The organism is Rhizobium sp. TBD182, from assembly GCF_001950375.1.
GTDB lineage: Bacteria > Pseudomonadota > Alphaproteobacteria > Rhizobiales > Rhizobiaceae > Agrobacterium > Agrobacterium tumefaciens.
This window is the reverse complement of record NZ_BDLN01000001.1, coordinates 281,607-291,962: the sequence shown is the minus strand read 5'-3', so window position 1 is coordinate 291,962 and position 10,356 is coordinate 281,607. Positions and strand designations below refer to the sequence as shown.

The window sequence follows — 10,356 nt, the reverse complement described above, 5'->3', positions numbered from 1 at the left end:
CCGCCACTGGCAGTCGATAAGGAACGGCTGGAACGAGAAAAACGCGCTCTGCCTGCTGCATTCCAATCTGGATGCCTTTGCAGTGCGTATGGCGGCCGCGCGGGCGGCTGGGCGCAGCCTTGATCTGATGTATTACATGTGGAATGCCGACCTGACCGGTCGGCTGATGATGCGCGAGGTCATTGCCGCGGCAGATCGCGGCGTGCGCGTGAGGCTGCTTCTGGACGATCTCGGCGTCTCGATGTCCGACCGCATCTTCCACGCCATCGACAGCCATCGCAATATTGAGCTGCGGCTCTTCAACCCAACCAGGGCGCGGGAAAACATCCTGTATCGAAGCCTGGAACTGGTCCTCCGGTTCCGAAGCGTCAACCGGCGCATGCACAACAAGGCGTGGATTGCCGACGGACGCGCCGCGATCGTTGGCGGCCGTAATATTGGCGACGCCTATTTCGATGCCGCCGAACGGGCCAATTTCCACGATTTCGACATTCTCGGTTTCGGCAGGATCGTTGCGGATGCCACCGAAATCTTCGACGACTACTGGAACAGCGCCGTTTCCGTTCCCGTGCGCTCGCTTCTGGCGCGCAGGCCGAGCAAGCTTGCCAGGTTAAGACGCGAGCTTGCTGCGCTGCCGAAAAGCGAGGCTGCCAAACCCTATCTCGAGCGCGTCGAAAACCAATATGGCAGCGGACATTTCCTGATGTCGGACCGCCTGCACTGGGTCGATGAAGCCGACGTGCTTGCCGACCCGCCGGAAAAAGCAGCGGGAAAACGCCGCAACGGCCACAACTTCCTGATGGAGAGCCTGCTGCCGCTGATGCAGGCGGCAAATGACAGCCTGCACATCACCTCCCCTTATTTCATTCCCGGCAAACAGGGCTTGGACATTTTTGCAAACCTTGCCGAGCGCGGCGTCTCGGTTGCCATCCTCACCAACTCGCTGGCTGCAACAGATGTTGCCGCCGTTCACGCCGGTTACGCACGGTATCGAAAGCCGCTTCTGCTGGGCGGGGTGCGACTCCATGAACTGCGTGCACAGGCGGACCAGCCAAGCTTTACGCTTCGCGGTTCAGGACAGGCGAGCCTCCACACCAAGGCTTTCTCCCGCGACGGCAAGACCGGCTATATTGGCTCGCTCAATTTCGATCCGCGCTCCGCTTCTCTCAACACGGAAATGGGCGTCGTTTTCACCTCAGCCCCGCTGGTTGCGCGCATGGACGAGATATTCAGCGAAGAGATCCGCCGCTCAATGAGCTTCGAGCTGGATATAGACAACGGCAATCGCATCGTCTGGATGACCGAAGAACACGGCCAGCCGAAGACATACAGGCGTGAACCGGACGCTGCCATCAGCCGCCGGATCGTCGCCGGCATCATGCGTTTCCTGCCGCTCGAGTCTCAGCTTTGACTTATCGCGGCTTTGATAACGAAAAGTCCGGTCAGGCCGCCGGTCTCACGCCAGCCTTGGCCAGCTGTATCTGCACCAGCGTGTCGAGGTTCTGGTTAACGCGGCAATAAAATTCCTCGTCGATGAAGGGCCGCAGCATGAAATCGTTGCCACCCGCCTTCAGGAACCGCGCCGACAAAAGCCGGTTGGTGGAAGAGGAAACGCCGATGATGCGCAACTCGTGCGAACCGCGCACGGTGCGGATGCGCCGTGTCAGTTCGAAACCGTCAATATCGGGCATATTGTAGTCGGTCACCACCAGCCCGATATCGGGATTGGCCTTCAGGATTTCGAGCGCCTTCGCACCGCTATCGGCAAGGCTGACGCGGAAATTATAACGCTTGAGGCGGCTGGAAAGCAGCGCCCGCGCCGTTGGGCTGTCATCCACGATCAGCACATGGTGGCGGTGGTTGGTGAGGAACCGACAGATGGATTCCGTCAGCATGTCCACGGCAAAGATATTGTCTTTCAGAATGTAGTCGACCACATTCTTGGCGATCAGCGTTTCGCGGGTCGCCTCATGGAACGTGCTGGTGAAAACGATGGTCGGGATCGAAAGATCGATCAGATATTCCAGCGCCTCGCCGTTCTCCGCCCCCGGAAGATTGATGTTGGAAATCGCAAGCGTCACGGGTTCGGCCGAGTGTTCGTAGCACGCCTGCAACTCCTCGAAGTTACGGCACACCTCCACGGAAACGCCCAGCAATTCCTTCAGGCGCATGCTCACCATCTGGGTGAACACATTGGTATCTTCCGCAAGCAAAATGCGGCAATTGGTAAATGGCACACCCGAATATTGCATGCCCGTAATGCCCAGAAAATTCATTTTGTCGCAGTCCCCCGTCGTCTTTCACGGGAAATTAGCAGGCGTATTTTTCAGAATGATTAATAACACTTTTGCCCAAAAACAGTCGGCATACATGCTTACCCAAAAGAAAACACGGCCCCCGAGGGAGGGCCGTGTTTCGAATGCTTCCAGGAAAATCCCTCAGGCGCGCAGCAGCGCGTTTTCCGTATCGAAGGGGCTTTCTTCCACCACCTCGGCATCATAAAGCGTGCCGAGAATGCGGATTTTCAGCTTCGTGCCAATCGTGGCATATTCGGGTTTCAGCATGGCAAGGGCAATCGATTTGCCGATACGCCAGCCAAAGCCGCCGCTCGTCACACGGCCGGCAAGTGCGCCATCTGCATCGAAGATAGCTTCAGAACCACGGGCATCGACATCCGTATTGCCCGAAACGGTCAGCGTCGAGAATACCGATTTCAATCCGGCTTCCTTGTAGGCCACCAGCGCGTCGCGGCCGATGAAGTTTTTCTCCGGACGCAGGAAACGGTCGAGACCGGATTCATAGGCGTTATATTCGACCGAAAGCTCGCGGCCCATGTTGCGATACGACTTTTCAAGCGACATCGACACCATCGCACGAATACCGAATGGCTTGATGCCAAATTCGGCGCCCGCTTCCATCAGCCGGTCGAAGATGTAGTTCTGCATTTCGATAGGATGGTGCAACTCCCAGCCCAGTTCACCGACGAAGTTGACGCGCAGCGCATGCGCCGTCGCCACACCCACGGAGATCTGCTTCGCCGTCAGCCACGGGAAATCCTTGTTCTCGAGGCTGGTACGGGTCAGCTTCTTCAGGAGATCGCGCGACTTCGGACCGGCAAGTACCAGCACGCCGTATTTCTGGGTGATGGGCTGCAGCACGACGGAACCGTCGGTGGGCGCAAGCCGCTGGAGCACGTCATGATCGTGCGCCTCAAGACCACCAGCGGACACCAGATAGAACCGGCCCGGTGCCCATTCATAGACGGTGAACTCCACCTTCACGCCGCCATTCGGCGTCAGAAGGTGCGTCAGCGCAATACGGCCGCGCTTCTTCGGCACGATATTGGCGAGAATGCTGTCCAGCCAGGCGCGCGCGCCGGGACCGGAGACTTCCATCTTGGCGAAGGCCGACATGTCAAGCACGCCGACATTCTGGGTGACGTTCTTCACCTCGTTGCCGACATGTTCGAAATAGTTCGAGCGGCGGAACGACCACTTCTCGACGATACGGCCATCATCCAGTGGCGGCGCATAGTTGTGGCTGGTGATGACATCCGCACCGACGCCGAGGTCCTCTTCGCGCAACGCATAACCTTGCGGAGCATACCAGTTGGCACGCTCCCAGCCGTAAACGGAACCGAACACACCGCCGAGCTTCTTCAGACGGTCGTAAACCGGCGTCGTCTTCAGCGGACGGGCAGCGGAACGTTCTTCATCAGGGTAATGCATGGTGAAGACGTTGGCATAGGCTTCCTCATTCTTGGCAATGAGGTAACCTTCCGTTGCGTGAGGGCCGAAACGGCGCGGATCGACACCCATCAGATCAAGTGTAGGCTCACCATCGACGATCCATTCGGCAAGCTGCCAGCCAGCACCACCGGCAGCGGTGATGCCGAACGAGTGGCCTTCATTCAGCCAGAAATTCTTCAGGCCCGGTGCCGGACCGACGATCGGGTTGCCATCAGGCGTATAGGCGATAGCGCCGTTATAGACCTTCTTGATACCGACTTCGCCGAAAGCCGGAACACGCACCATCGCCGTTTCGATATGCGGCATAAGCCGGTCGAGTTCCTCCTGGAACAGCTCATATTCGCTATCGTCAGAGGGACCGTCGACATAACAGACCGGAGCGCCGACTTCGTAAGGGCCGAGGATCAGACCGCCGGCCTCCTCGCGCATGTACCAGGCCGAATCCGATTCACGCAGAACGCCCATTTCCGGCAGACCCTGACGGCGGCGCTCCAGAATGGCCGGGTGCGGCTCGGTGACGATATATTGGTGCTCAACCGGGATGACCGGAATATTGATGCCGACCATCTCGCCGGTCTTGCGGGCAAAGGAGCCGGTGCAGGAAATGATATGTTCGGCGATGATCTCGCCCTTATCCGTCGTCACCTTCCAGTGACCGTCTTCCAGCTGCTCGATCGCGGTGACGGTGGTGTTGCGATAGATGGTGGCGCCACGGTCTCGCGCGCCCTTCGCCAGCGCCTGCGTCAGGTCGGCGGGCTGGATATATCCATCATCGGGGTGCTGGATGGCGCCCAGCAGGCCGTCCGTCTCGCAAAGCGGCCAGATTTCCTTCACCTGCTCCGGCGTCAGCATGTTGACCCGCACACCGATGGTCTCGGCAATGCCGGCGTAATACATATATTCGTCCCAGCGATCCTTGGTGCGGGCGAGACGAATGTTCGAGACCTTGGAGAAACCGACATTCATGCCGGTCTCTTCCTGAAGCTCCTCGTAGAACTTCACCGAATACTTATGGATCTGGCCGACCGAGTAGCTCATGTTGAACAGCGGCAAAAGACCGGCTGCGTGCCAGGTGGAACCGGAGGTCAGTTCCTTGCGCTCGATAAGGACGCTGTCGCTCCAGCCCTTCTTGGCAAGATGATAAAGCGTCGAAACGCCGACGACGCCGCCACCGATCACCACCGCCCGTGCATGTGTCTTCATTTACAGAACCCCTAAAAAGCGCCGGCATTGCCTGTCGTGCTGCCAAATCGATGGGATGGAATATGAAGCGCCCGGCGGCCGTTCAGCCGCCTGATTGCGACATGGCCATAGGGTGCTGCGACAGGGGAGAAAATGCCGTCGCTGGAGGCGGGTTTCAAACCACCGTCGCCTTTTGAAGACGACGGTGGTGCACATATGGGAAAATACCAACCGGAACAGATCAAGTGTCAGCCAAGACGGATTGGAGCCTGAAGCGCCGGATAAACCGTCTATCTGGTCTGAAGCTGCAATTGCATTCCCCGCACATCCGGGCCGTCCAAGTTTAACCCCTTTATAACGTCATTGCCGGGAACGATAATCGAGTTCTTGAGGACAGGACCGCCTGGCAGATTGTGTATCCCGCCGCCGCCACCGGGCGGAGGTGGTGGCGGCGGAAAAACGCCGCCACCATCATCCTTGCTGCAAGGTGGAATGCGATAAATGCAATCATCGTTGAATTGCGCAATATCTCCACTCGCAGACGGGCGAACCACATCCTGCGCATTTGCCAGAAACGGAAAAAACATACCGAAGAGAAAAATAGCCAGTCTCATTTCGCAACCTCCTGCGAAGATGCACAAATCTTGGCGCGGTCTTTTACGTCCTTGCCAGCGGCAGCTTTTGCCGCGGCGTCCAGCCATGCGGGCGTGCTGTTGCGCATACCGATGGAAACGCTGTTGAAGCCTATTACGAGCGGCCTCGCAAATTGGCTATCGGAAAAAAGGCCGGAACTGTTCGTGCTGCGAATGGTGTTGTCATTGCCGGCCATGTTTTCGGCCGCCGGCTGCTGGCCCTGCGGGCCTGTGGTCGCGGCAACGTCCGCACCATCCACAGTCTTCTGGACGTCACCTTTGTTTCCCCTCGCATCGATGAAACCCGAGCGTGCCCGGCCGTTGGTGACCTTTACCCCGCGTGTCAGAAACGCCTGACGCACGACCAGCAGACGAATGTCGTAAATATAGCGCGAACCACAGTCCTCTGTCTCCGCGGTTCTCAAAATATTGCGGCTGAGAATGTACGAGAGTTTTTCGCGAAGATAGTCGTCGGCGCAATAGACCTTGGTGTCGTCATCATTGCAAAACCGCATCAGCGCATTTTGTGCATGGAAGGGATTGATCGCATAGGTCTGCACATTCTGAAGCTCGATTTCCTCGATATCCGCCCGTGCGCCACCAAAGGCGATATTGCGTAAAAGTCCTGCCATTCCTTCCTTGCGTTCTATCCTGACGATGGGAAACAGCGCGTCCTTCACCACCAGGCCAGACGTCGTCCCATCCACAGCAACCTCCGTACGCGGTTGAGCAATCGACAGAGACTTTTTATCCTCCGACCAGGTGCTGTCGCCGAAATAAGGCGCCTCAGACTTGACCCCGAGATATCCCCGCAAATTAGGTATCTGGGTGATCTTGACGTAGCGACCGATGAAGGCTTCGCTTTCGAGGTCGGTCGGCAAAGACTTGAACTTGTGGCCCGAATCCACGACCTCGGCGATGATGTCTCCGACATAAATATCCTCCTGTGGAGGATAGACCGGCTCGATGCCCAGTCTGCGGATGGATTCATTCCAGCGTTTCGGCAGGTAATCATCCGTCACATCGGTTTCGCCCATCAGGAAAAACAGACCGGCAGAACCGATAACGACACCTGTCGCCAGTAAGGATACTCGGGCGGCATGGGGTGTCACCCACCTCCACGCACTCCTCAATTTTTCCCGCAAAGACGTTTTCGCGGGAACTTCGCCCGGAGGCTGGGCAGGCTGGGCAGGCTGGGCAGGCTGGGCAGGCTGGGCAGGCTGGGCAGGCTGGGCATTCTCATCGACTGGATCCGGCATGTGAACCCCGACAGGAAAGAAATGAACTAAGTATAACCCAGCATATCAACTTAAAGTTTAAAAAACAATACAGTCATCGAGGGAATTTTCACTGTATTTCATGATGACGACCGACAAAATCCGGTTTCCCTCCCAATAAGATCTTTCCTGTGTTTGGCGTCTCATCCGCCACAATGCAGATCGGGCGCGAGGATAACTCCCCGCGCCCGTCAACGCCCGTATCGGCTGCGTCGCCGCAGCCGCGGTAGCCGCAGATTAACTGTCCTTGCCGGCAGCCTTCAACGTCGCCTTCGGCTCCACCACGGTTTTGTCACCCGCCTTGCCCGCATCCTTTTCCGGTGCAGTTGCCGCGGCAGGCGCCGCCGCGCCCGTATGCGCTGCCACCGCCTTGTCACCCTCTTCCGAAAGCAGCGCCGCCAGCATTTGCGGATTTGCATCGCCTTCCACGTGGATGTTGAGGTTACGCTGCGGGAACGGGATGGCGATCCCCTCTTCGCGGAAGCGTTTCAGGATTGCGATCCTCAGCGCGTTTTTCACGCCAAGCCCGTTCGAAAGATCGGCGAGGTGGAAACGCAATTCGAAATCCAGCGAGAAGTCGCCGAAACGGAGGAATTCCACGTGCGGTTCGGGGTTGCGCAGTACGGGCGGCTGGGTGCGCACCAGTTCCAGCAGAATATCCATCACCTGCTGCGGATCGGATTCATAGGCAACGGAGACCGGAATTTCCGCACGCATGATACGGTTGCGGTGTGTCCAGTTGCCGACCGAGGAATTGATGAATTCCGAGTTCGGTACGATGATCGACTGGCCGCGGAAGGTTTCAATCTCGGTCGCGCGCACCGAAAGCCGTTTGACGGTGCCTTCAGTCGTGCCTGTCACCACCCAGTCACCCACCTTGAAGGGACGCTCGACCAGCAGGATGAGGCCGGAGACGAAGTTCGAGACGATGTTCTGGAGGCCGAAACCGATACCGACCGAAAGGGCAGACGCCACCAGCGCCAGGCTGGAGAGGTTAAGACCGGCGGAAGAGACGCCGAAAATGGCCGCAACCGCGATGCCGAGATAACCGATGCCGGTCTTGACCGAGTTGCGCACGCCCGCATCCACCTGCCCGCGCGCCATGACGTTGTTGTCCAGCCACTTCTGGAACCAGCGTGTGATGATGTAGCCTATGGCAAAGACAAGGACGCCGCCGAACAGGCCGATCAGCGAGATGGAGGCATTGCCGACGGTGATGCCGGTCAGCAGACGATAGGCCCAGCTTTCGATATCGCCCGGCTGGAACCCCCAGGAAAACAGGATGAGCGGCACGCCGAAGGCGAGTGCGATGACATAGATGCCGAGCCCCGCCGCAAGACCGGCCTGATCCAGCGCAACCGGGCCGAGACCGTAGCGCCGCCCGAGATAACGACCGGCCAGGGATTCGGAAAAGGCGCCCTGTCGCGAAATCGCCTTGCCGGAAAGAATGCCGATATACATCGTTGCGAGCACCGCACCGGTAGCGACGATCTGCGTGGCAAGGAACCGCGCCAGCCCCACATAACCCGTCAGGCAGGCACCGATGAGAACAAGCCCGCCGACCCTGAGCAGAATGACCAGCCAGCGCGGCAGGCGCTGGTTGCCGGTCTCGTAGTCCTGCCCCTCACCGATCACCGGGCGCAGGAACGACACGGTGAGCAGGATGATGCCAATGATGATGGAGGCAATGAAGCTTTTGGCAACGGTGACGATCAGCGGCGAATAGAGCGTCTCGCTGATCGTGCCGAACAGATAATCGAGACCGTTGACGAGCGCCATCAAAAGCACGGCCGAGGACAGCGTGTGGGCTCCGCGATTGGAAACCTGCAACAGACGCCATTCCGGCTGCGTCGGCGCAAAAATCGCGTAGCTCAGCCGCGACACGAAATAGACGAAGCCCGTAACTGCCATGGCCCCGAACAGGATCGGCGCGATATCGGAACGAAGCACGTTGAAATTATCGAGGAAAAACGCCGAGGTCACCAGAAACAGGAAAAGCGACAGCGACTGCACCATGGTTGACCAGAAGGCCACCGAAAGCCGCCGCAGATAGGAAGGCTCGCCGGTAAAGGCCCGCCTTTCCATGCGGCTGCCAAAAAAGCGATAACCGCCCACCAGAAACAGCAGCGCCGCCATGATCGACAGCATCACCGCCCCGAACATCGGCAGGCGTTTGTAGTTCCAGACGAAACCCGCCCAGCTGCTGAAGGCGTTGTTGAGATTGGTCAGCTCGCTCACGAAGGCGGAAGAGGCGTCGCCCAGCGTCTGGGAAGAGACTTCGGTGCGCTTGAACAGGGTCGCGGCAAAAAGCGCCCGGCGAACTGCCGTTATGTTGTTGGAAATCTGCGCGGCGTTGGTGGCAGTGCTCTCCACCTCGCCGGCAATGGCATTCACCTCGGCACGCTCCGCCGTCAGCCGGGAGCGCTCCTCCGTCACCATGCTCGCTTCGGGTGGCTGTCCTTCCGCCGGGGCAGCGCCAAGCGCGTCGAGACGCGTCTTGATCTGGTCCAGGCGGGTCCGCAGCTTGGTGTTGGCGGCGGCAGCATCGGCTGCAATTGTATCGGCGCGTCCCTTCAGGTCGACCAGCTGCACGTCATCGCTGCCGCCCGCCTCCACCTGTTTGGCGATTGCCGAAATGTCGGCCTTCCATTTTTCCAGATCCGTGCGCGCCTGCTCGACGATGGAAGCCTGGATAGCGACTGGTGCGGCCGCTGGCGCATCCTGTGCCGACGCCAAGGTTGCGGACGACAGAAAGCTGCCAAGGAGGGTGAATACCGCGACCATTATCGCAGCCATGGCGGCCTTTCGCCGCCGGCCGGATAAAGGCCCGCCGAACATCCGCCTACCGTCAATCATTCCGCCAAACATCAACCGCACATCCATGCCTTTCATATCTTCACCCAGCATCAGGCTATTTATCGCCTGCCGCGCGGAAAACCACCCGCAAAAAGCGAGGTTTTCGGGAGTTTACCTTGCTTTTCACCCGGAGAATCATCACCTTCAATAGTGCAGCAATCATGGGAGGAAATCATGGAATCTGCTGGTATTGGCTGGATCGCAGCTATCATAATCGGTGGTGTCGCCGGGTGGCTCGCCGAACAATTCATGAAAAGCAATATGGGTGTTTTCATGAACATCCTACTTGGAATCGTCGGCGCGATCGTCGCCAACGCCATTCTCTCGGTATTCGGAATCGTTTTGACCGGATGGATCGGTTATCTCATCGCCGGCTTCATCGGCGCCTGCATCCTCATCGTTATCGGCAGAGCCTTCCGGCGAGGATAGCAAAAGACAAATCCGTAAAATCCCGGATTTCCAGCCTTTTCCAGCGCGACTGAAATTTTTTCGTCACAAAAATCGAAGAAATTTCATTTCCGCGCTGGACAAGCCGAAACTTCCCCTTTATAGCCCCCCTCACACCGCCACACGGTGTCGGTCGGGTGATTAGCTCAGTTGGTAGAGCAGCTGACTCTTAATCAGCGGGTCGTAGGTTCGAGCCCTACATCACCCACCAAA

The 10,356-nt window shown here is 58.3% G+C and carries 7 protein-coding genes and 1 tRNA gene; 3 read left to right on the top strand and 5 right to left on the bottom strand.

The window, feature by feature from the left end:
- Positions 1-1,411, top strand: a 1,411-nt coding sequence (locus T18_RS01535) for a phospholipase D family protein (RefSeq protein ID WP_323455164.1), incomplete at its 5' end; no start/stop codon positions are given.
- A 31-nt stretch (positions 1,412-1,442) separates the two neighbouring features.
- On the opposite strand, the gene T18_RS01530 is transcribed toward T18_RS01535, so the two are convergent.
- The 5 genes from T18_RS01530 to T18_RS01510 all read right to left on the bottom strand — a co-directional run bounded on the left by T18_RS01530 (position 1,443) and on the right by T18_RS01510 (position 9,747).
- Complete coding sequence (locus tag T18_RS01530; protein ID WP_003515447.1) at positions 1,443-2,276, bottom strand: response regulator; 834 nt, start codon at positions 2,274-2,276, stop codon at positions 1,443-1,445.
- Positions 2,277-2,438: 162 nt separating this feature from the next.
- Positions 2,439-4,952, bottom strand: a complete 2,514-nt coding sequence (locus tag T18_RS01525) for a GcvT family protein (protein WP_038491125.1) — start codon at positions 4,950-4,952, stop codon at positions 2,439-2,441.
- A gap of 269 nt (positions 4,953-5,221) precedes the next feature.
- The gene (locus T18_RS01520; RefSeq protein ID WP_035252119.1) at positions 5,222-5,545 is read right to left on the bottom strand and encodes a hypothetical protein; all 324 of its coding nucleotides are present in this window, start codon (positions 5,543-5,545) and stop codon (positions 5,222-5,224) included.
- A complete protein-coding gene (locus tag T18_RS01515) occupies positions 5,542-6,822 on the bottom strand; it encodes a hypothetical protein (RefSeq protein WP_233285228.1) in 1,281 nt (426 codons plus the stop codon). Before T18_RS01515 ends, T18_RS01520 begins: the two co-directional genes overlap by 4 nt.
- Before the next feature lie 255 nt (positions 6,823-7,077).
- Positions 7,078-9,747: a mechanosensitive ion channel family protein gene (locus T18_RS01510; RefSeq protein WP_038491131.1), complete on the bottom strand. Its 2,670-nt coding sequence runs from the start codon at positions 9,745-9,747 to the stop codon at positions 7,078-7,080.
- Positions 9,748-9,870: 123 nt separating this feature from the next.
- Between T18_RS01510 and T18_RS01505 the strand changes: the two genes are divergently transcribed.
- Together T18_RS01505 and T18_RS01500 are read left to right on the top strand one after the other, a co-directional pair.
- Positions 9,871-10,125 carry a GlsB/YeaQ/YmgE family stress response membrane protein gene (locus T18_RS01505; RefSeq protein WP_003515453.1) on the top strand — a complete coding sequence of 85 codons (255 nt, stop codon included), beginning with the start codon at positions 9,871-9,873 and terminating at the stop codon, positions 10,123-10,125.
- A 153-nt stretch (positions 10,126-10,278) separates the two neighbouring features.
- A tRNA-Lys gene (locus tag T18_RS01500) sits at positions 10,279-10,354 on the top strand.
- Positions 10,355-10,356: the final 2 nt, after the last annotated feature.